The organism is Azospirillum melinis (genome assembly GCF_013340935.1).
Taxonomy (GTDB): Bacteria; Pseudomonadota; Alphaproteobacteria; order Azospirillales; family Azospirillaceae; genus Azospirillum; species Azospirillum melinis.
Genome location: NZ_WHOS01000014.1, coordinates 1 through 20,570, shown reverse-complemented (window position 1 = coordinate 20,570; position 20,570 = coordinate 1). Strand labels below are relative to the sequence as shown.

Annotated in this window: 21 protein-coding genes and 1 pseudogene; all 22 read left to right on the top strand. The window is 68.5% G+C overall.

Annotated elements, in window-relative coordinates:
• Nucleotides 1-166: 166 nt before the first annotated feature.
• Entirely contained in the window at nt 167-667 is a 501-nt protein-coding gene (gene rimP, locus GBZ48_RS12835) for a ribosome maturation factor RimP (RefSeq protein WP_174471420.1), read from the top strand.
• A 123-nt stretch (nt 668-790) separates the two neighbouring features.
• The gene (gene nusA, locus GBZ48_RS12830) at nt 791-2,368 is read left to right on the top strand and encodes a transcription termination factor NusA (protein ID WP_174471419.1); all 1,578 of its coding nucleotides are present in this window, start codon (nt 791-793) and stop codon (nt 2,366-2,368) included.
• Nucleotides 2,369-2,442: 74 nt separating this feature from the next.
• Nucleotides 2,443-3,243, top strand: coding sequence for an RNA-binding protein (locus GBZ48_RS12825; RefSeq protein ID WP_174471418.1), 801 nt, complete (start codon nt 2,443-2,445; stop codon nt 3,241-3,243).
• Between the two features lie 21 nt (nt 3,244-3,264).
• Nucleotides 3,265-6,147: a translation initiation factor IF-2 gene (gene infB, locus GBZ48_RS12820; RefSeq protein WP_174471417.1), complete on the top strand. Its 2,883-nt coding sequence runs from the start codon at nt 3,265-3,267 to the stop codon at nt 6,145-6,147.
• A gap of 114 nt (nt 6,148-6,261) precedes the next feature.
• Nucleotides 6,262-6,585 carry a type II toxin-antitoxin system Phd/YefM family antitoxin gene (locus GBZ48_RS12815; RefSeq protein WP_174471416.1) on the top strand — a complete coding sequence of 108 codons (324 nt, stop codon included), beginning with the start codon at nt 6,262-6,264 and terminating at the stop codon, nt 6,583-6,585.
• Nucleotides 6,564-6,959, top strand: a complete 396-nt coding sequence (locus GBZ48_RS12810; RefSeq protein WP_209798235.1) for a type II toxin-antitoxin system VapC family toxin — start codon at nt 6,564-6,566, stop codon at nt 6,957-6,959. The genes GBZ48_RS12815 and GBZ48_RS12810 overlap by 22 nt, the downstream gene beginning before the upstream one ends.
• Nucleotides 6,960-7,008: 49 nt before the next feature.
• Nucleotides 7,009-7,593, top strand: coding sequence for a 30S ribosome-binding factor RbfA (gene rbfA, locus GBZ48_RS12805; protein ID WP_174471415.1), 585 nt, complete (start codon nt 7,009-7,011; stop codon nt 7,591-7,593).
• Complete coding sequence (truB, locus tag GBZ48_RS12800; RefSeq protein ID WP_174471414.1) at nt 7,583-8,524, top strand: tRNA pseudouridine(55) synthase TruB; 942 nt, start codon at nt 7,583-7,585, stop codon at nt 8,522-8,524. Before rbfA ends, truB begins: the two co-directional genes overlap by 11 nt.
• A 14-nt stretch (nt 8,525-8,538) precedes the next feature.
• A complete protein-coding gene (rpsO, locus tag GBZ48_RS12795; RefSeq protein WP_063635662.1) occupies nt 8,539-8,808 on the top strand; it encodes a 30S ribosomal protein S15 in 270 nt (89 codons plus the stop codon).
• 363 nt (nt 8,809-9,171) lie between these two features.
• Nucleotides 9,172-11,283, top strand: coding sequence for a polyribonucleotide nucleotidyltransferase (gene pnp / locus GBZ48_RS12790; protein ID WP_174471413.1), 2,112 nt, complete (start codon nt 9,172-9,174; stop codon nt 11,281-11,283).
• Between the two features lie 122 nt (nt 11,284-11,405).
• Nucleotides 11,406-12,119, top strand: a complete 714-nt coding sequence (locus tag GBZ48_RS12785) for a helix-turn-helix transcriptional regulator (RefSeq protein ID WP_174471412.1) — start codon at nt 11,406-11,408, stop codon at nt 12,117-12,119.
• 115 nt (nt 12,120-12,234) lie between these two features.
• Nucleotides 12,235-12,639, top strand: coding sequence for a VOC family protein (locus tag GBZ48_RS12780; protein ID WP_174471411.1), 405 nt, complete (start codon nt 12,235-12,237; stop codon nt 12,637-12,639).
• Nucleotides 12,636-13,091 (top strand): EVE domain-containing protein, encoded by a 456-nt coding sequence (locus GBZ48_RS12775; protein ID WP_174471410.1) that lies wholly within the window; start codon nt 12,636-12,638, stop codon nt 13,089-13,091. The genes GBZ48_RS12780 and GBZ48_RS12775 overlap by 4 nt, the downstream gene beginning before the upstream one ends.
• Nucleotides 13,092-13,325: 234 nt before the next feature.
• Nucleotides 13,326-14,096 (top strand): heme ABC transporter permease, encoded by a 771-nt coding sequence (locus GBZ48_RS12770; protein WP_174471409.1) that lies wholly within the window; start codon nt 13,326-13,328, stop codon nt 14,094-14,096.
• Nucleotides 14,097-14,101: 5 nt separating this feature from the next.
• Nucleotides 14,102-14,335 carry a heme exporter protein CcmD gene (gene ccmD, locus GBZ48_RS12765; RefSeq protein ID WP_174471408.1) on the top strand — a complete coding sequence of 78 codons (234 nt, stop codon included), beginning with the start codon at nt 14,102-14,104 and terminating at the stop codon, nt 14,333-14,335.
• Nucleotides 14,332-14,796: a cytochrome c maturation protein CcmE gene (ccmE, locus tag GBZ48_RS12760; protein WP_098740916.1), complete on the top strand. Its 465-nt coding sequence runs from the start codon at nt 14,332-14,334 to the stop codon at nt 14,794-14,796. The genes ccmD and ccmE overlap by 4 nt, the downstream gene beginning before the upstream one ends.
• Nucleotides 14,797-14,803: 7 nt before the next feature.
• The gene (locus GBZ48_RS12755) at nt 14,804-16,810 is read left to right on the top strand and encodes a heme lyase CcmF/NrfE family subunit (protein WP_174471407.1); all 2,007 of its coding nucleotides are present in this window, start codon (nt 14,804-14,806) and stop codon (nt 16,808-16,810) included.
• Nucleotides 16,811-16,823: 13 nt separating this feature from the next.
• Complete coding sequence (locus GBZ48_RS12750) at nt 16,824-17,393, top strand: DsbE family thiol:disulfide interchange protein (RefSeq protein ID WP_174471406.1); 570 nt, start codon at nt 16,824-16,826, stop codon at nt 17,391-17,393.
• Nucleotides 17,393-17,866: a cytochrome c-type biogenesis protein gene (locus GBZ48_RS12745; protein WP_174471405.1), complete on the top strand. Its 474-nt coding sequence runs from the start codon at nt 17,393-17,395 to the stop codon at nt 17,864-17,866. The genes GBZ48_RS12750 and GBZ48_RS12745 overlap by 1 nt, the downstream gene beginning before the upstream one ends.
• A complete protein-coding gene (gene ccmI, locus GBZ48_RS12740; RefSeq protein ID WP_174471404.1) occupies nt 17,866-19,317 on the top strand; it encodes a c-type cytochrome biogenesis protein CcmI in 1,452 nt (483 codons plus the stop codon). Before GBZ48_RS12745 ends, ccmI begins: the two co-directional genes overlap by 1 nt.
• Before the next feature lie 51 nt (nt 19,318-19,368).
• Entirely contained in the window at nt 19,369-20,205 is an 837-nt protein-coding gene (locus GBZ48_RS12735) for a shikimate 5-dehydrogenase (protein WP_174471403.1), read from the top strand.
• 139 nt (nt 20,206-20,344) lie between these two features.
• Nucleotides 20,345-20,570, top strand: a pseudogene (locus GBZ48_RS12730) (Smr/MutS family protein); the annotation flags it as partial.

The following is a 20,570-nucleotide window of genomic DNA, read 5'->3' as shown; positions in this document are numbered from 1 at the left end:
CCCATACGGATCGGCGGCCCGGGCAACCGGGCCGGCGAGACGCTTTGCGGGTGGGCTTTTGCCCACTTATTTTTTTATGAGCGTGTGGAAACACGCGCTTGTTGAACCTTCTGTTGTGGAAACCTCGTCCGGTTCGATCCCGGCCGCAGGCTTTGGGTTAGGTGGAATGGACGCTACAGGTCGCATCGAACAGATCATCACGCCGTCGGTCGAAGCCATGGGCTATGAGGTCGTGCGCGTTCAGATCTCCGGCGGCCAACGGTCGATTCTCCAGATCATGGCGGAGCGCGCCGACGGCGCGCCCATGACTGTCGAGGATTGCGCCGACATCAGCCGCTCCGTCTCCGCCCTGCTGGACGTGGAAGACCCGATCCGCGAGGCCTACACGCTGGAAGTCAGCTCGCCCGGCATCGACCGGCCGCTGACCCGGCTCAAGGATTTCGCGCGCTTCGCCGGCTTCGAAGCCCGGCTGGAAAGCCGCATGGCCATCGACGGCCGCAAGCGTTTCAAAGGCATGCTGAAGGGCGTCGAGGACGGCCTCGTGTGCGTCGACACCGAACAGGGACCCGCCCGGCTGGAGTTCGACAACATCCTGCGCGCCAAGCTGGTGCTGACGGACGAGCTGATCCGTGCCAGCCAGGAGCAGCAGGAGGGCCTGGAGCACTGACGGCCAAGTCCGCCAGGACAAAAGCCGCCAGGACCCCGCCCCAGGTTGCCCTTCGCCCCGCCGACCCGACCGGACATCACGCAAGACCGGCATCACACAAGACCGATTCAGGAAGTGTAACGGATGGAACTGCTGCAAGTCGCTGACGCGGTCGCCCGCGAAAAGAACATCGACCGGGACGAAGTCCTGGAGGCGATGGAGCAGGCGATTCAGAAGGCCGGCCGCTCCAAGTACGGCCATGAGCACGACATCCGCGCCCGCATCGACCGCAAGACCGGCGACATCCATCTGACCCGCCACCTCGAAGTGGTCGAGACGGTGGAGAACGAGGCGACGCAGGTCACCCTGCCCTACGCCCAGAAGCGCAAGGCCGGTGCCAAGCTCGGCGATTTCCTGGTCGACCCGCTGCCGCCGATCGATTTCGGCCGCATCGCCGCCCAGACCGCCAAGCAGGTGATCGTGCAGAAGGTGCGCGACGCCGAGCGCAAGCGCCAGTTCAACGAGTACAAGGACCGCAACGGCGAGATCGTCAACGGTCTGGTCAAGCGCGTCGAATACGGCAACGTCACCGTCGACCTGGGCCGCGCCGAAGCGATCCTGCGACGCGACGAGCTGCTGCCGCGCGAGCATTTCAAGAACGGCGACCGCGTGCGCGCCTACATCTTCGACGTCCGCGAGGAACCGCGCGGGCCGCAGATCTTCCTGTCGCGCACGCACCCGATGTTCATGGCGAAGCTGTTCGCCCAGGAAGTGCCGGAAATCTACGACGGCATCATCGAGATCAAGGCGGTCGCCCGTGACCCGGGTTCGCGCGCCAAGATCGCGGTGCTGAGCCATGACAGCTCCATCGACCCGGTCGGCGCCTGCGTCGGCATGCGCGGCAGCCGCGTCCAGGCGGTCGTCGGCGAGCTGCAGGGCGAGAAGATCGACATCATCCCGTGGAACGGCGAGGCGCCGACCTTCGTCGTCAACGCGCTCGCCCCGGCCGAGGTCGCCAAGGTCGTGCTCGACGACGACAACCACCGCATCGAGGTGGTGGTGCCCGACGACCAGCTGTCGCTGGCGATCGGCCGCCGCGGGCAGAATGTGCGACTCGCCTCGATGCTGACCGGCTGGGACATCGACATCCTGACCGAACAGGAAGAGTCGGAGCGCCGGTCGGAGGAAATCCACAACCGCTCCGCCCTGTTCATGCAGGCGCTGGACGTCGATGACGTGATCGCCCACCTGCTGGTCGCCGAAGGCTTCACCTCGGTCGAGGAGATCGCCTATGTCGAGACCGAGGAGCTGGCCGAGATCGAAGGGTTCGACGAGTCGGTCGCCGACGAGCTGAAGCAGCGCGCCCTGGCCTTCCTGGAAGTGCAGGACGAGCAGGCCAACGAGCGCCGGCTGGAGCTGGGCGTCGAGGACATCGTCGCCGAGCTGACCGGCTTCAGCGCCGTCCAGCTGGTGAAGCTGGGCGAGAACGGCGTCAAGACGCTGGACGACCTGGCCGACCTGGCCGGCGACGAGCTGGTCGAGATCCTGAGCAAGGACGGCGCCAAGGACGCCCCCTCGGAAGAGGAGGCGAACGCGATCATCATGGCCGCGCGCGCCCACTGGTTCGAGGGCGAGGGCGAGGGCGAGGACGGCGCCGCCGCGGCTCCGGCCGCCGGCGGTTCGGCTGACGGCACTGCCGATGGCCAGGGCGCGCAGGCCTGACCGGCAGCAATGCCGGTTGGAACTGCGCCCGAGAGGAACGATTATTCGGGACCGCGCGAGCGGATGACGATCGGATGACCGAACGGAACGACGAACGGACACCGACCGCCGCCGCGGATGCGGTGCCGGAACAGGATTTGGCACAGGACGACGGTGCCGGTACGGACCGCCTGCCGGCCGACGACGAGAAGGGGCCTCTGCGCCGCTGCATCGTGTCGGGCACGGTGGGGCCGAAGGAGAGCATGATCCGCTTCGTGATCGGCCCCGACGGCGAGGTGGTTCCGGACCTGGAGGAACGTCTGCCCGGCCGCGGCCTTTGGGTCACGGCCGACCGGGATGCCCTGGCGAAAGCCATGGGTAAATCCGTTTTCGCCAAAGCGGCCCGCCGGGCGGTGAAAGTACCGCCCGATCTGGCCGAGAGGCTGGAACGGCTGCTGGAGCGGCGCTGTCTGCACGCGTTGGGCCTCGCCCGCCGTGCCGGCCACGTTCTGGCGGGATACGAGAAGGTGCGCGAGGCGTTGAGGGCCAACCAGGTCGGCCGTGCGGGTCCCCCGCCGGCCCTGCTGGTCGAAGCCGCGGACGGCTCGCTGGACCAGCGCGGCAAGGTGACGGCGCTCGCGCCGTCGCTGCCGGTGATCGACCTCTTCCAGTCCCCGGCCTTGGCCGCGGCGCTGGGACGCGATCACGCGGTGCACGCCGTGGTGGCGCGGGGCAGGCTGGCCGCAGGGCTGGCCCGCGATGCGGCACGCCTGAGGGGGCTGAAAGGTCCCCAGGGGCAGCTGGGCTCGACAGGTCCCGAAGGGGACCGGGACGCGCACCGGGAATCTGATAAGGGCTTGGGAGTCGGCGATACGGCCGGCCGGCCTGCGATGTAACGTCTGACCATTCGGGAACCGATGACCGACAGCAACGACCAGGACCAGAAGAAAGTCTTGCACCTAACCGGCGCCAGCAAAGGAAAGCTGGAGTCGAAGAAGCCGGTCGAGACCCAGGTCCGGCAGAGCTTCTCCCATGGCCGGTCAAAAGCGGTGACCGTAGAGGTCAAGCGCAAGCGTCATGTTGAAAAGGGCGCCGTGCCCGGCGTTGCCGACGGCGGCGCCGCTGCGCGTCAAGCTGCCCAGGGCCTGCCCATGCGCGGCGCACAGGGCCAGCGTCCCCGTGGTGGCGGTGCCCCTGCCGGGCGCCAACTGACCCGCGAGGAGCTGGAATCCCGCCTGCGTGCGCTTCGTGGCGCCGCCGCGTTCGAAGAGCAGCGCCGGATCGACGCCGAGGAAGACGCGGCCCGCGCCGAAGCCCGCGCCGCCGAGGCCGCCGCCCGTGCCGCCCAGGCCGCCGAGGATGAGGCTGCCGCTCCGGCCGCCCCCTCCGAAGCCGCTGCTCCGGCCGCCGCCCCGTCCGACGCTCCGGCGCCGGCCGCGCCGGAAATGCCGCCGATCATCCTGGATGCCGAGACCTTGCGCCAGCGCGAGCTGGACGAGATGCGCGCCATCCAGGAGGAGGATCGCAAGATCGCCGCCGAGGCCGAACGCCGCCGCAAGGAGGAAGAGGCCAAGCGCAAGGAAGCCGAGGACGCCAAGCGCCGCGATGCCGAGCCGGCTCCGCGCCGCGACGGTGGCCGCGATGGCGGCCGCGACGGTGCGGCCCCCCGTGACGGTGCGCGTCCGGCCGGTGCCCGTCCGGGTGCCGACCAGCGCCCCGGCGGTGCCGCCGCCCGTCCCGCCGCCGACGCCGCTCCCGGCCGCACCCTGCCGGGCGTCGGCGCCCCGCCGGCCCGCGCCGAGGAAGAGGACGACAACCGCCGCAAGGGTGGTCGCGGTGGCGCCCCGGCCAAGGCCGCGCCGGCCCGTCCGGCCGCCAAGGCTCCCGCCGGCGCCGACCGCCGCAAGGGCACCAAGCTGACCGTCTCGCAGGCGCTCAGCGACGACGGCAGCGACCGCACCCGGTCGCTGGCCGCCGTCCGCCGTGCCCGCGAGCGTGAACGCCTGCGCCAGATGAGCCGCCAGGAGACCGCCAAGGTCACCCGCGACGTCGTCCTGCCGGAGGTCATCACCGTCCAGGAGCTGGCCAACCGCATGGCCGAGCGTGGCGCCGACGTCATCAAGGCGCTGATGCGCATGGGCGTGATGGCGACCATCAACCAGACCATCGACGCCGACACCGCCGAGCTGCTGATCACCGAGTTCGGCCACCGCGTCCGCCGCGTGTCGGAGTCCGACGTCGAGATCGGCCTGCGTGCCACCGAGGAAGAGGGTGCCGTCCTGGCCCCGCGTCCCCCGGTCGTCACCATCATGGGCCACGTCGACCACGGCAAGACCTCGCTGCTCGACGCGCTGCGCCAGACCGACGTGGTGTCGGGCGAGGCCGGCGGCATCACCCAGCACATCGGCGCCTATCAGGTGCAGCTGGAGTCGGGTGCGAAGATCACCTTCATCGACACGCCGGGTCACGCCGCCTTCACCGAGATGCGTGCCCGCGGCGCCAACGTCACCGACGTGGTCGTGCTGGTTGTCGCCGCCAACGACGGCGTCATGCCGCAGACGATCGAGGCCATCCGCCACGCCAAGGCGGCCAAGGTTCCGATCATCGTCGCCATCAACAAGTGCGACCTGCCCGATGCCAAGCCGGAGCGTGTCCGCCAGGAACTGCTCCAGCACGAGCTGGTGGTCGAGGAGATGGGCGGCGACGTGCTCGACGTCGAAGTGTCGGCCAAGGCCAAGCTCAACCTGCACAAGCTGGAAGAGGCCATCCTGCTCCAGGCCGAAATCCTGGAGCTGCGGGCAAACGCCGAACGTGCCGCCGAAGGCGTTGTCATCGAGGCGAAGCTGGAGCGTGGCCGCGGTTCGGTCGCCACCGTGCTGGTCCAGCGCGGCACGCTGAAGGTCGGCGACGTGTTCGTCACCGGTGCCGAGTGGGGCCGCGTCCGCGCCCTGATCAACGACCGCGGCCAGAACGTCAACGAGGCGGCCCCGGCCGTCCCGGTCGAGGTTCTGGGCCTGAACGGCACGCCGATGGCCGGCGACGACTTCTCCGTCGTCGAGTCCGAGGCCCGTGCCCGCGAGATCGCCGAGTTCCGCCAGCGCAAGAAGCGCGAAGCGGCGGTGGCGGCCTCGGCCCGCGGTTCGCTGCAGGACATGTTCAGCCGCATCCAGGCCGGCGAGGCCAAGGAACTGCCGGTCGTCATCAAGGGCGACGTGCAGGGCTCGATCGAAGCCATCGCCAGCTCGCTGGAGAAGCTCACGGCCGAGAACACCGAGGTCAAGGTCCGCGTCCTGCACAACTCGGTCGGTGCGATCAACGAGTCCGACATCACGCTGGCCAATGCGTCCAACGCGATGATCATCGGCTTCAACGTCCGCGCCAACCCGCAGGCCCGCGACCTCGCCAAGCGCGACGGCGTCGAAATCCGCTACTACTCGATCATCTACAACGTGATCGACGACGTGAAGGCGGCGCTGACCGGTCTCCTGTCTCCGACGCTGCGGGAACGCTTCATCGGCTACGCGACCATCCGCGAGGTGTTCAACATCACGAAGGTCGGCAAGGTCGCCGGTTGTATGGTCACGCAGGGCACCGTCAAGCGCGGCGCCGGCGTCCGCCTGCTGCGCGACAACGTCGTCATTCACGAAGGCACGCTCAAGACGCTCAAGCGCTTCAAGGACGAAGTCAAGGAAGTGCGCGAGGGTTACGAGTGCGGCATGGCCTTCGAGAACTACGACAACATCCAGGCCGGCGATCAGATCGAAGCCTTCGAGATCGACGAAATCGCTCGCGAGCTTTGAGACCGACGGTCCGCCCGGCCCCTTCCGGTGTTTTACCGGACGGGGCCGGGCGGTTCGTTTTTTCGGATGTTTTCCGGACAAGGGTAGGGGTGACGCCAACCTGGAGGTGACGCTATGGATCGCGTTCCGCTATCCGAAGCCGACGGGCATATGGCCGAACTGATCGACCGGGTGGAGAATGGCGAGGAGATCGTCATTCTTCGCGATGGGAAGCCTGCGGTTAAGCTGGTGCCAGTCGCGGAAGACGTCGTCACGGAAGACGGGGCGTCCGCGCCGACGCCGTCCGGCAAGCGGCCGGTGCGGTTCGGCTTCGCCAAGGGACAAATCCGGATCGCCGACGATTTCGACGCTCCGCTTCCCGACGACCTGCTGAAGAGCTTCTACGGTCTCGCTCCGGACGAGGAGTGGCCGGACCAGTGGAAAGGGATGCCGGGGTGAGGCTGCTGCTCGACAGTCATGTGCTGCTGTGGCTGGCGACCGATGACCCGAAGCTCGGTTCCGCCGTCCGGACCGTGATCGCCGACGGTTCCAACACCGTGCTGGCGAGCATCGCGTCGCTCTGGGAACTCACCATCAAGGCCGGCCTCGGAAAGCTGACCTTGCCCACCGGGTTCCATCGCCTTCTGGTCGAAAACGGTCTGACGATCCATCCCATCGACGTCCGTCACATCGACCGGCTGGACAATCTGCCCCGGCATCACGGCGACCCCTTCGACCGGATGCTGATCGCCCAGGCCCAGGCCGATGGCCTGACGCTGGTCAGCGCCGACCGAACCATCAGACTTTACGACGTGCCCGTTCTCTGGTCCTGACACCGGTCAGGCCGCCGCGGGCGCCAGACATCGACGAAAGACACGTACCATGGCCAGCAAGAAGCGCGGCGCGTTCATCGCCGGCAAGCCCCCGTCCCAACGGCAACTGCGCGTCGGCGAGGAGGTGCGCCACGCCCTTGCCGACCTGTTCCGCCGCGGGGACTTCCACGATCCGGAACTGGCCTCGCTGAACGTCACGGTCACCGAGGTGCGGATCAGCCCCGACCTGTCCAACGCCACCGTCTTCTATTCGACGCTGGGCGGTGAGCGGATGGAGGAGGCCCAGGTCGCGCTGAAGCGGGCCGCCGCCTTCCTGCGCGGGCAGGTCGCCCGCATGGTCAACCTGCGCCACGCCCCGACGCTGAGCTTCGAGGGCGACACCTCCTTCGACTACGCCCACCGCATCGACAGCATCCTGCACAGCCCGGAGGTCGCCCGCGACCTGAGCGGCCATCCGCTGGGCCGCGTCAATGGCGACGACGACCATGACGAGGATGAGGACGATTCCTGGGACGAGGATGAGGACGGCGAGGACGAGGATCCCGACGCGGCGGACGAGGACGACGAAGACGACCGCGCCATGCTCGACGACGAGGACAAGAGCGGGGAAAAGGGCGGCCGTCGTGGCTCGTAAGCGCAAGGGCACGCCGATCCATGGCTGGGTGGTGCTGGACAAGCCGGAAGGCATGACCTCCACCCAGGCGCTGTCGAAGGTGCGCCGCCTGCTGAACGCCGAGAAGGCCGGGCATGGCGGCACGCTGGACCCGCTGGCGACCGGCATCCTGCCGATCGCGCTGGGCGAAGCGACCAAGACCGTCTCCTACGCCATGGACGGTGCCAAGACCTACCGTTTCTCCATCCGCTGGGGCGAGCGCACCAGCACCGACGACCGCGAGGGCGAGGTGATCGCCCGCTCCGACCACCGTCCGGCGACCGAGGCGATCCGCGCCGCCCTGCCCGCCTTCCTGGGCGAGATCCAGCAGGTCCCGCCGCAGTTCTGCGCCATCAAGATCGACGGCGAGCGCGCCTACGACATCGCGCGCGAAGGCGATGCGGTCGATCTGGCCGCCCGCACCGTCCGCATCGACCGCTTCGAGCTGGTCGAGGAGCCGGACGCCGACCATGCGGTGTTCGAGGTCGATTGCGGCAAGGGCACCTATGTCCGTTCGCTGGCCCGCGACCTGTCGGAGGCGCTCGGCACGGTCGGCCATGTCGGGCTTCTGCGCCGCCTGCGTGTCGGCTCCTTCACGCTGGACCGGGCGATTTCCCTGGACGAACTGGCCGCCATGGAGCAAGGTGCGGCCGTCGAAAGACTTCTGTTGCCGATCGAGACCGCGCTGGACGACATCCCGGCGCTGGCCCTGACGGAAGCGGAAGCGCACCGACTGAGGCACGGCCAGACGGTCGCTCTCCTCACCCGGCAGGATCGTGAACGCCTGATGGCGCTTCAGGGTGCTGACGGTGGGGATGGCACCGTCATTGCGCTTTTCGGCGGAACGCCGGTGGCGTTGGCCCGTGTCGAGGGGGCGGAGGTCCGTCCGGTGCGCGTGCTCAACCTCACGTGATTTAGGAGACCCCGATGTCGATTACGCCCGAGCGCAAGCAAGAGCTGATCAAGGAATTTTCCCGCGGCACCAACGACACCGGTTCGCCCGAGGTCCAGGTGTCGATCCTGACGGAGCGCATCAGCAACCTGACGGATCACCTGAAGGGCCACAAGAAGGACTTCCACTCCCGCCGTGGTCTGCTGGTGATGGTCGGTCAGCGCCGCCGTCTGCTCGACTACCTGAAGAAGAAGGATCAGTCGCGCTACGCCGCTCTGATCGAGCGTCTGGGCCTGCGCCGCTAACGGCTGCGCCGTCCCGCCGACGGGTACGGGTTCCCCCGGCCGGCCACCGGCCGGGGGCTTCCCCCGGAAAGCGGCGGGAACAACGACGTCAGATGCCGAACTTCTCGTTCACCTGTACCGTTCCGGAACACCTCATTGGTTATTGGCAATAGAAACTGGATCTTGAGCGTTTCGTGATGGACAGGCCGGCCCGATCATTCGGGGACCGGCCTTTTTTGCATTCACGCCACTTCTATCTCGATTCGTTTGGTGCTGTTGTCGAACACCGTCACTTCAGTTTTCTCGCGGGGTCCTACGACCGATGGCCCCGGCCTTGGGCGGCAATCCGGCCGTTGCAGGGTGTCGGATGGAAGGAAAGAATCCATGTTCACTGTTCATCGTAAGGAAATCGAGTGGGGCGGCCGCAAGCTGGTCCTGGAAACGGGCAAGATCGCCCGCCAGGCCAACGGCGCGGTTCTGGTCACCTATGGTGACACCACCGTCCTGTGCACCGCCGTCGCCGCCAAGGCGCCGAAGCCGGGCGTCGATTTCTTCCCGCTGACCGTCAATTACCAGGAAAAGGCGTTCGCGGCCGGCAAGATCCCCGGCGGCTTCTTCAAGCGCGAAGGCCGTCCGACCGAGAAGGAAACGCTGGTCAGCCGCCTGATCGACCGCCCGATCCGTCCGCTGTTCGCCGATGGCTTCCGCAACGAGACGCAGGTCGTCTGCACCGTGCTGAGCCACGATCTGGAGAACGATCCGGACATCGTCGCGATGGTCGGCGCCTCGGCCGCGCTGACGATCTCCGGCATCCCGTTCCTGGGTCCGATCGCCGCCGCCCGCGTCGGCTACAAGAACGGCCAGTACATCCTGAACCCGACCCGGGACGAGGTCGGCGACAGCGATCTGGATCTGGTCGTCGCCGGCACCACCGAAGGCGTGCTGATGGTCGAATCGGAAGCCAAGGAGCTGACCGAGGAGGTCATGCTGGGCGCCGTCATGTTCGGCCACACCAACTTCCAGCCGGTGATCAACCTGATCATCGACCTGGCCGAGGAAGCGGCCAAGGAGCCGTGGGACCTGCCGGAGCCGGCCTATGACCGCAAGGCCCTGAAGGCCCGCCTGCGCGAGACCGTCGGCGCCGCCGTCGAGGCCGCCTACACTGAGACGGTGAAGCAGAGCCGCTACGAGAAGGTCGGCGCCGCCAAGGCGAAGGCGCTCGAGACGCTGGCCGAGGAATTCGACGCCCAGTCCATCGGGTTCGAGTTCAAGGAGCTGGAAGCCGACATCCTGCGCGGCGCCGTGCTCAAGACCGGCCGCCGCATCGACGGCCGCGACACCAAGACCGTGCGCCCGATCGTGTCGGAAGTCGGCGTTCTGCCGCGCGCCCACGGCTCGGCCCTGTTCACCCGCGGCGAGACCCAGGCGCTGGTGGTGACCACGCTGGGCACCAGCCAGGACGAGCAGATCATCGACGCGCTCGAGGGCGAGTACCGCGAGCACTTCATGCTGCACTACAACTTCCCCCCGTACTCGGTGGGTGAAGCCGGCCGCATGGGCAGCCCGGGCCGCCGCGAGATCGGCCACGGCAAGCTGGCGTGGCGCGCCATCCACCCGCTGCTGCCGAAGAAGGAAGACTTCCCCTACACGCTGCGCGTCGTGTCGGAAGTCACCGAGTCCAACGGTTCGTCCTCGATGGCCACCGTCTGCGGCACCTCGCTGTCGCTGATGGACGCCGGCGCGCCGCTGATCCGTCCGGTCGCCGGCATCGCCATGGGCCTGATCAAGGAAGACCACGGCTTCGCCGTCCTGTCGGACATCCTGGGTGACGAAGACCATCTGGGCGACATGGACTTCAAGGTCGCCGGGACGGAAGTCGGCGTCACCGCGCTGCAGATGGACATCAAGATCACCTCGATCACCGAGGAGATCATGAAGATCGCGCTGGGCCAGGCCAAGGACGGCCGCCTGCACATCCTCGGCGAGATGTCGAAGGCGCTGACCGGCGCCCGCGAAGGCGTCAACGAGAACGCCCCGCGCATCACCGTGATCAACATTCCGAAGGAGAAGATCCGCGACGTGATCGGCTCCGGCGGCAAGGTGATCCGCGAGATCGTCGAGCAGACCGGCGCCAAGATCGACATCGAGGACGACGGCACCGTCAAGGTCTCGGCCGTCGACCAGAAGAAGTCGGACGCCGCCATCGAGTGGATCAAGGGCATCGTCGCCGAGCCGGAGATGAACGTCGTCTACACCGGCAAGGTGGTGAAGGTCGTCGATTTCGGCGCCTTCGTGAACTTCCTGGGTTCGCGCGACGGCCTCGTCCACATCTCCGAACTGGCGCAGCAGCGCGTCGGCAAGGTGTCGGACGTCGTGTCGCAGGGTGACTCGGTGAAGGTCAAGGTCATCGGCTTCGACGACCGCGGCAAGGTCAAGCTGTCGATGAAGCAGGTCGACCAGGCCACTGGCGAGGACCTGACCAAGAAGGCGGAGTGATCCGTCGGTAAGGTTCGGGAACGCCGGGCAACCGCCCGGCGGGACCTGCCATGAACAGGGGCGCTTCCCATCGGGGAGCGCCCCTGTTCATTATGGGCGCCCTTCCCTTTTCCGCAGTGCCCATGTCCCGCGCCGAACGTCTCCTCGATCTGATGCAGGTTCTGCGGCGGCATCGCCAGCCGGTCAGCGGCAAGTCGCTTGCCGGCGAGCTGGGGGTCAGCCTGCGCACGCTCTACCGCGACATCGCCACGCTCCAGGCGCAGGGCGCGATGATCGAGGGCGAGCCCGGGGTCGGCTATCTGCTGCGCGCCGGCTTCCTGCTGCCGCCGCTGATGTTCACCGAGGAGGAGGTCGAGGCGCTGGTGCTGGGGTCGCGCTGGGTGGTGGAGCGCGGCGACAGCCGGCTGGGCGGGGCGGCACGCAACGCGCTCGCCAAGATCGCGGCGGTGCTGCCGCCGGACAAGCGCGAGGGGCTGGACGGCTCCGCCCTGCTGGTCGGGCCGGGCGAGCCCATCGCCGGAGGCGATAACGATGTTTCGGCGGGAGATGCCGAGCTGGCGACCATCCGCGGCGCGATCCGCGGGGAGCGCAAGCTGGAGATCGCCTATCGCGACCGCGACGGGTCGGAAAGCCGGCGTGTCGTCTGGCCCTTCGCGCTCGGCTTCTTCGACCGGGTGCGGGTGATGGTGGCGTGGTGCGAGCTGCGCCAGTCCTTCCGCCATTTCCGCACCGACCGCATCCTGGCGCTGACCACCAGCGAGGACCGATATCCCCGCCGCCGGCAGGCGATGCTGAAAGAATGGCGCGCGGCGGAAGGCATCCCGCAAAAGGGATGATTGGGGCTGACACCATGCTGACGGAAACTGTCAGCATGCCGGCCTAGTCTTGGCTTTGCCGGTGAGGGCGCTCAACAAAACGCCCCACCCCAATCCTTCAAGACCGGAGCCGACCATGACCGCCGCCCTCGCCCTCGATTTCGTCCTGCTTTATGTCGACAGCCCGGCCGCCAGCGCCGCCTTCTATGCCGACCTGCTGGGCCGCAAGCCGGTCGAATCCTCGCCCACCTTCGCCATGTTCAAGGCAGGCAATGGGCTGATGCTGGGCCTGTGGTCGCGCCACACGGTGGAGCCGGCAGCGACTGCGCCCGGCGGCGGGGAGATCGCCTTCACCGTCGCCGACGAGGCCGCCGTGCGCGACCTGCACGCGGACTGGAGCGCCCGCGGCCTGACCATCCTGCAACCGCCGACCGCGATGGATTTCGGTCATACCTTCGTTGCACAGGACCCGGACGGCCATCGCCTGCGCGTGTTCGCACCCAATCAGGAGGAAGCTCAGACGGTGCAGGTGCGGTCGTGAGCGGCGGCACATACACCGGTGCCTGGATCGCCGTGGCCAGCGCCGAGCATGTCCGGCGCGGACGGGCCGGCGGCTTCATGCAGGTCTGCCACGGCAAGGCGGCCCCGCTGCGGCGGATCCAGGCGGGCGACCGGGTGGCGTACTACTCCCCCACCGACAGGTTCGGGGCGGCGGACGGGCTGAAATCCTTCACCGCCATCGGCACGATCCTGCCGGGCGAGCCCTACCGGTTCGACATGGGCGGCGGCTTCATTCCCTTCCGCCGCGACGTGTCCTGGTGGCCGGCGGAGGAGGCGCCGATCCAGCCGCTGCTGGACCGGCTGGAGCTGACCGCCGGGGTGCGGAACTGGGGCTATCCCTTCCGCTTCGGCCTGCTGCCGGTCAGCCTGCGCGACTTCGACCTGATCGCCGGGGAGATGCGGGCGGCGGCGCGGAACCCGATGGCGGCCTGACCGGGAAAAAATCACCGGGGCGCGGGGGATGAAACGCCCCGCCTCCGGCGTCCCACACCAGGGAAGTCAGGCGCCGCCGGAGGTCCGGGCCGCCTCATACCTTGGTGTCAGAGTACGAACGAATGGCGGGTCCGCCTGACCGAGATCAAGGCGAAACCCCTCGCAGTCCGCCATACATGCGCTTATATCGTCCGCAAGCCTGACCAAGGTCATCCGTACCGGGGCCATCGTTCCATGCATCGCTTCGCCAACCCCGCCCGCTTCCTGCGCCTGTCGGCCCTGCTGCTGCCCTGGTGCGCCGGGGCGACCGTGATCCTGACGATCCTCGGCCTGTGGTTCAGTCTGTTCGGCTCGCCGCCCGACTATCAGCAGGGCGAGACGGTGCGGATCATGTACATCCATGTCCCCGCCGCCTGGATGAGCCTGTTCGTCTACACCAACATGGCCATCGCCGCGGCCTGCGGGCTGGTGTGGAAGCATCCGCTGGCCGATTTGTTCGCCAAGGCCGCCGCCCCCATCGGCGCCGGCTTCACCTTCGTCTGCCTGGTGACCGGGTCGCTGTGGGGAGCGCCCATGTGGGGAACCTGGTGGGTGTGGGACGCCCGGCTGACCAGCGTGCTGATCCTGTTCTTCCTCTATCTCGGCTACATGGCCCTGGTGAACGCCTTCGACGATCCGCAGCGCGGCATGAAGGCCGGCAACGTCCTGCTGCTGGTCGGCATCGTCAACGTGCCGATCATCAAGTTCTCGGTCGACTGGTGGAACACGCTGCACCAACCGGCCAGTGTCGTCCGCATGGGCGGTCCCAGCATCGACCCCAGCATGCTGACGCCGCTGCTGGTGATGGCCGGCGCCTTCACCGCCTATTTCCTGGCGGTCGTCCTGCTGCGCGTGCGCACCGAGATCGCCCAGCGCAAGATCCAGACGCTGCGGCTGGCGGTTGCCGGCGGGCCTGCCGATGGAGTTGCCGGCGAGGGCGGCGTGACGGACGGGATGCGGGGGTAAGGACGATGACCGAATTTCTCCATATGGGCGGGTATGCCGCCTATGTCTGGCCGGCCTACGGCATCGCCACCATCGTCCTGCTGGGGCTGCTGGTCGCCACCTGGAAGGGGCTGCGCAACGCCGAGGCGACGCTGAAGGCGCTGGAAAGCGCCCGGCCCCCCCGCCGCCGCACCCGCAACAGCGGTCGGAAAGCGGCCGAACAGAGCGCCGGAACGCCGGCGGAAGCGAGCGAAGGATGACCCGCAAGAAACGCCGCCTCTACATGCTGGGCCTCGCCCTTCTCGGGCTGGGTTCGGCGACCGCCCTGGCGCTGACCGCCTTCCAGGACAACATCGTCTTCTTCTACAGCCCGAGCCAGCTGCAGACGCAGCAGGTCGGCGACCGCAATTTCCGCCTGGGCGGGCTGGTCGAGGAAGGCAGCGTCCAGAAGCAGCCGGACGGCGTCACCACCGCCTTCCGCGTCACCGACACCGCCCACACCGTGGACGTCCGCTACCGCGGCCAGCTGCCCGACCTCTTCCGCGAGGGCCAGGGGGTGGTGGCGGAGGGCCGGATGACCGGCGGCGTCTTCGTCGCGCGCGAGGTGCTCGCCAAGCATGACGAGAACTACATGCCGCCCGAGGTGTCGGAGGCCTTGAAGCAGGCCGGCGTCTACAAGAACCCTGCCGAATCCGCGACGAAGACCGCGAAGAAGGAGTAGCGGGCCCGTGATCCCCGAACTCGGCCATTACGCGCTGGTGCTGGCGCTGTTCGTGGCGCTGGTGCAGTCGGTGCCGCCGCTGGTCGGCGCCGCCACCCGCAACGGCGCCTGGATGAACGTCGCGGTGCCCGCGGCCATCGCCCAGATGCTGCTGGTGCTGCTGTCCTACGCCGCGCTGACCTGGGCGCATGTGGTGTCCGATTTCAGCGTGCTGAACGTGGTGCAGAACAGCCACTCGGCCAAGCCGATGCTCTACAAGGTGTCGGGCGTCTGGGGCAACCATGAGGGCTCGATGATGCTGTGGATCGTCATGCTGACGATCTTCGGCGCCGCCGTCGCCGTGTTCGGGCGCAATCTGCCGCCGACGCTGAAGGCACGCGTGCTGGCGGTCCAGGGGCTGATCGGGGTCGGCTTCCTGCTGTTCATCCTGATCACCTCCAACCCCTTCATCCGCGTGATTCCGGCGCCCATCGACGGCAACGATTTGAACCCGCTGCTGCAGGACCCCGGCCTCGCCTTCCACCCGCCCTTCCTCTATGCGGGCTATGTCGGCTTCTCGATGGCCTTCTCCTTCGCCGTCGCGGCACTCATCGAGGGGCGTGTCGATCCCGCCTGGGCGCGCTGGGTGCGGCCCTGGACGCTGGCGGCGTGGTCGACCCTGACCATGGGCATCGCCATGGGCTCCTGGTGGGCCTATTACGAGCTGGGCTGGGGCGGCTGGTGGTACTGGGACCCGGTGGAGAACGCCTCCTTCATGCCCTGGCTGGCCGGCACGGCGCTGCTGCATTCCGCCATCGTGGTGGAGAAGCGTGACGCGCTGAAGAGCTGGACCATCCTGCTCGCCATCGTCACCTTCTCGCTGTCGCTGATGGGCACCTTCCTGGTGCGCTCCGGCATCCTGACCTCGGTCCATGCATTCGCCGTCGATCCCAAGCGCGGCATCTTCATCCTGGTGCTGCTGGCGATCGCCACCGGCGGCTCGCTGCTGCTCTACAGCCTGCGGGCGCCGACACTGAAGGCGGGCGGGCTGTTCGCGCCGATCAGCCGCGAAGGGGCGCTGGTGCTGAACAATCTGCTGCTGTCGACCGCGACGGCGACGGTGTTCATCGGCACGCTCTATCCGCTGTTCCTGGACATCATGAAGCTGGGCAAGGTGTCGGTCGGCGCCCCCTTCTTCAACGCCACCTTCGTGCCGGTCGCCATCCCGATGGTGATCGCCATGGTCGTCGGCCCCTATCTGTCGTGGAAGCGGGCGGATCTGGGAGCCGCACTGACGCGGCTGTGGGTGGCCGGCGTCGCCGTCGTGGCCGCCGTCGCCATCACCGCCTATGTCAAGGCGGGCAGCGGTCCGCTGCTGGCGCTGGTCGGCATCGGCCTTGCCGCCTGGGCCTTCGTCGGCTCGCTGGTGGAGTTCGCCGACCGCATCGCCCTGTTCCGCACCTCGTTCAGGAACAGCTGGAACCGCGCCGTGCATCTGCCGCGCAGCGCCTGGGGCATGACCATCGCCCATGCCTGCGTCGGCCTGTCGATCCTCGGCATGACCGGCACCTCGGCGTGGCAGACGGAATCGATCACGGCGATGAAGCCGGGCGACCGGGCCAGCGTCGCCGGCTACGAGTTCCAGTTCGACAGCGTCGGGCTGGTCGACGGCCCGAACTTCAAGGCGGAGCGCGGCACCTTCACCGTCACCAAGGACGGCCAGCGCATCGCCACGCTGGAGCCGGAACGCCGCAGCTACAGCACCACCCGCATGACCACCACGGAATCGGCCATCCACACCACGGTCTTCTCCGACCTGTATGTGGCGCTGGGCGACCCGACGCAGAACGGCACCGCCTGGATCGTCCGCATCTACCACCACCCGCTGGTGCCGTGGATCTGGATCGGCGGCGTCGGCATGATGCTGGGCGGGCTGGTCAGCCTGACCGACCGCCGCTTCCGCATCGGCGCGCCGGAACGCCGCCGCACGGCCGGAAAGACCGGGGGCAAGTCGGCTCCGCTGCCGGCCGAATGAGGACAAAGACACGATGCGCCGCCTTCTCTACCTGCTGCCCTTCCTGCTGTTCCTCGGGGTGGGCATCGCCTTCTACCTGGGGTTCGAGCGCGACCCGCGCGACATCCCGTCGGCCCTGATCGACAAGCCGGCCCCGACCTTCGACCTGCCCGCCATTCCGGGCCAGATGGTGCAGGGCCAGCCGGCCCAGGGACAGCCAGGGGGCGGCGGCCTGTCCTCCGCCAGACTGGCCGGCGACGTGACGCTGGTGAACGTCTTCGCCTCCTGGTGCATCCCCTGCAAGGCGGAGCACCCCGTCATCACCCGCCTGTCGCGCGAACAGGGGGTGACGGTCTACGGCATCAACTACAAGGACAAGCCGGAGGACGCGTTGACCTGGCTGTCGCGCAACGGCAACCCCTATGCCGCCATCGGCGCCGACCAGGATGGCCGGGTGTCGATCGACTGGGGCGTCTATGGCGTGCCGGAGAGCTACCTGATCGACCGCAAGGGCCGCATCCGCTTCAAGCATGTCGGCCCGCTGACCCCGCAGGTGGTGGAGGAGCAGATCCTCCCGATGGTCAAGCATCTGAGGCAGGGCTGATGAAACGCCTCCTCCTCGCCGCCCTGCTGGCGCTGTCCGCGCTGTCCTCTCCTGCCCTGGCCGTCCAGCCGGACGAGGTGCTGCCGGATCCGGCGCTGGAAAACCGCGCCCGTACCATCAGCCAGGAGCTGCGCTGCCTCGTCTGCCAGAACCAGTCCATCGACGACAGCAACGCGCCGCTGGCCCGCGACCTGCGCCTCCTGGTGCGCGACCGGCTGAAGGCCGGCGACAGCGACGACAAGGTGATGGAGTACGTCACCGACCGCTATGGCGACTATGTGCTGCTGCGGCCGCCCTTCAAGGCGACCACGCTGGTGCTGTGGATCGGTCCCTTCGCCGTGCTGCTGCTGGGCGCGGCCGGCACCTTCCTGTTCCTGCGCGGGCGGCGCGGCGTGGCCGCCGGCGCCGACACCGCGCCCCTGAGCACGGATGAGCGGCGGCGGCTGGACGCCCTGCTGCGGAAAGACGACTGATGCTGTTCTGGATTTTCGCCGCCGTCCTGACCGCGGCCGTGCTGCTGCTGCTCGTGCCGCCGCTTCTGCGCACCGCCGGTTCCGGCCCGGACAGGGAGGAGTTCGACCGCGAGGTCTACCGCGACCAGCTGGACGAGCTGGAGCGCGACCGCGCGCGCGGCCTGATCAATGACGCCCAGGCCGAAGCTGCCAGGGCGGAGATCGCCCGGCGCATGCTGGCAACCGCCGAGAAGACCGCGGCGACCGGCGGCAACGGAGCCGTCACCCCGCGCAGCGCCCGCCTTCTGGCCGTGCTGCTGGCGCTGGTGCTGCCGGTCGGCGCGCTTGCCGTCTACGGCACGGTCGGCCGCCCGGATCTGCCGGCCCAGCCGCTGGCCTCGCGCAACATCGAGCAGGAGCGCGGCGGCCCGCCGAAGAGCGTGCTGGCGGCGATGGACAAGCTGAAGGCCCAGCTGGCCGAGAATCCGAGCGACATCCAGGGCTGGCTGATCCTGGGCCAGGCCTATGCCAAGATGGGCCGCAACGGCGATGCCGCCGATGCGCTGCGCCATGCCGTCGCCCTGAACCGGGACGATGTCGAGGTGCAGGGGCTGTTCGCCGAGACGCTGGTGTCCGCCAACGACGGCATGGTGCCGGAGGAGGCGGTGGCCGCCTTCGACGCCGTGCTGGCGAAGGACCCCAAGGACCCGCGCGCCCGCTTCTTCGCAGCCCTCGCCCGTTTCCAGGCCGGCGACCAGCAGGGGGCGCTGGACCGCTGGAGCGCGCTGATGGCGGACTCCCCCGCCGATGCGCCGTGGGTGCCGGTGGTGCGCGACCAGATCCGCGAGGCCGCGGTGGCGCTGAACCTCGACCCCGCCAAGGTCACGCCGCAGCCGCTGCCGCCGGAGCAGAAGGAACAGGCGGCGCAAGGACAGCCGGGGGGGCAGCAGGCGGCCCCGAACGCGCAGGGCAATGGGGCGGCCAGCGCCCAGGGCAACGCCCAAGGCAACGCGGCGGGTCAGGACGAGATGATCCGCGGCATGGTCGCCAACCTCGCCGCCAAGCTGGACGCCGATCCGTCGGACGTCGATGGCTGGCTGAAGCTCGCCCGCTCCTATGGCGTGCTGGGCGACACGGCCAAGGCGCTGGACGCCGCCCGCAAGGCGCGCGAGCAGGCGCCGGACCGCGCCGACGTGCAGATCGCCTACGCCAACGCCGTCTTGCAGACCCAGCCGCGCAACGAGACGCCGAAGCCCCTGCCGGAAGAGGCGACCGCCGCCCTGCAGCTGGCGCTGAAGGCGGAGCCGGACAACAAGGACGCGCTGTGGCTGCTCGGCCTCGACGCCATGATGTCGGGCCGCAAGGACGAGGCCGCCGCCCATTGGGGTAAGCTGATCGCCCAGTTCAAGCCGAGCGATCCGGAATACACTCTGCTGAAAGGACGTTTGGACGCGTTGAAGGCGGGCGGCTGACCCGCCGGGCCGACAACGTCCAGAACCAGACTGAGGCAAGGAGAGGCTTGGTTGCCCCACAAGATCGACAGAGACACGCGCCTGTGCATTTCGCTTTCGGGCCGCCCGAGCAACATCGGCACGCGCTTCCACAATCACCTCTATGAAGCCCTCTCGCTGAATTACGTCTACAAGGCGTTCACCACCAAGGATCTGCCGGGGGCCATCACCGGCATCCGGGCGCTGAACATCCGCGGCTGCGGCGTGTCGATGCCCTTCAAGGAAGCCTGCATCCCCTTCCTCGACGAGCTGGACCCGTCGGCCGCGGGGTTGCAGTCGGTCAACACCATCGTCAACGATAGCGCCGAAGACGGCGGCAGCCGGCTGCGCGGCTACAACACCGACTATCTCGCGGTCCGCACGCTGCTGGACCGTCACGACGTCTCGCCCGCCCTGCCCTTCGCGCTGCGCGGCAGCGGCGGCATGGCCCGCGCGGTCCTGTGTGCCTTGCGCGATTCCGGCTTCACCAACGGCACGCTGATCGCCCGCAACGAGACGACCGGCCGCCGGCTCGCCGAAGAGTACAGCCTGCCCTGGCAGCCAGACAGCACGGGCATCGCCGAGGGATCGCTGCTGGTCAACGTGACGCCGCTCGGCATGGCCGGCGGACCGGAGGCCGACACACTCGCCTTCGAGCCGGCACTGATCGCATCGGCGGCCCATGTGTTCGACGTCGTCGCCATGCCGGCAGAAACCCCGCTGATCCGCGCCGCGCGGGAGGCCGGCAAGCCGGTGATCACCGGCGCCGAAGTGATCGCCCTGCAGGCGCTCGAACAGTTCGTGCTGTACACCGGCGTGCGTCCGACCGACGAGCAGATCGCGGCGGCCGCCGCCTGGTCGCAAGCGTAAGCCGGCACATCGCTTCCCAGGCATCATTTCCCGCGCGCCCTTTTTCTTTGCAGCGCGGCAACACACATTGACAGGGGCGGGCCGACGGGCTTTATCCGTTGGCACCGCCCTTTTCCTTGCCGCAGAAGGTTCCGCGCCGATGACCCGCAGACGACTGCCCACGCCCGACGAGCGGCGCCTGTGGCGGATCGCCATGCGCGACGCCGAACCGATGCCGGGCCGCGCCATCGAGGCCGAGCCGGAACCGCTGGCGACCATGGCGGAGCTGGTCGAGGAACCGGTGGCGACCAGCCTCGCCCCGCCGCCGACCGCGAAGCAATTCCCCGGCCCCGCCCGGCCCTCGCGGGCGGGGCCGGGGAATTGCT

Excerpts from the sequence above, each read along its gene's own strand:
- GBZ48_RS12785 (WP_174471412.1), top strand. The coding sequence starts at position 11,406 with ATGTCCCGCGCCGAACGTCTCCTCGATCTGATGCAGGTTCTGCGGCGG.
- GBZ48_RS12770 (WP_174471409.1), top strand. The coding sequence starts at position 13,326 with ATGCATCGCTTCGCCAACCCCGCCCGCTTCCTGCGCCTGTCGGCCCTG.
- infB (WP_174471417.1), top strand. The coding sequence starts at position 3,265 with ATGACCGACAGCAACGACCAGGACCAGAAGAAAGTCTTGCACCTAACC.
- rpsO (WP_063635662.1), top strand. The coding sequence starts at position 8,539 with ATGTCGATTACGCCCGAGCGCAAGCAAGAGCTGATCAAGGAATTTTCC.
- ccmE (WP_098740916.1), top strand. The coding sequence starts at position 14,332 with ATGACCCGCAAGAAACGCCGCCTCTACATGCTGGGCCTCGCCCTTCTC.
- GBZ48_RS12750 (WP_174471406.1), top strand. The coding sequence starts at position 16,824 with ATGCGCCGCCTTCTCTACCTGCTGCCCTTCCTGCTGTTCCTCGGGGTG.
- rbfA (WP_174471415.1), top strand. The coding sequence starts at position 7,009 with ATGGCCAGCAAGAAGCGCGGCGCGTTCATCGCCGGCAAGCCCCCGTCC.
- GBZ48_RS12815 (WP_174471416.1), top strand. The coding sequence starts at position 6,262 with ATGGATCGCGTTCCGCTATCCGAAGCCGACGGGCATATGGCCGAACTG.
- ccmD (WP_174471408.1), top strand. The coding sequence starts at position 14,102 with ATGACCGAATTTCTCCATATGGGCGGGTATGCCGCCTATGTCTGGCCG.
- GBZ48_RS12825 (WP_174471418.1), top strand. The coding sequence starts at position 2,443 with ATGACCGAACGGAACGACGAACGGACACCGACCGCCGCCGCGGATGCG.
- ccmI (WP_174471404.1), top strand. The coding sequence starts at position 17,866 with ATGCTGTTCTGGATTTTCGCCGCCGTCCTGACCGCGGCCGTGCTGCTG.
- rimP (WP_174471420.1), top strand. The coding sequence starts at position 167 with ATGGACGCTACAGGTCGCATCGAACAGATCATCACGCCGTCGGTCGAA.
- nusA (WP_174471419.1), top strand. The coding sequence starts at position 791 with ATGGAACTGCTGCAAGTCGCTGACGCGGTCGCCCGCGAAAAGAACATC.
- GBZ48_RS12745 (WP_174471405.1), top strand. The coding sequence starts at position 17,393 with ATGAAACGCCTCCTCCTCGCCGCCCTGCTGGCGCTGTCCGCGCTGTCC.
- GBZ48_RS12780 (WP_174471411.1), top strand. The coding sequence starts at position 12,235 with ATGACCGCCGCCCTCGCCCTCGATTTCGTCCTGCTTTATGTCGACAGC.
- pnp (WP_174471413.1), top strand. The coding sequence starts at position 9,172 with ATGTTCACTGTTCATCGTAAGGAAATCGAGTGGGGCGGCCGCAAGCTG.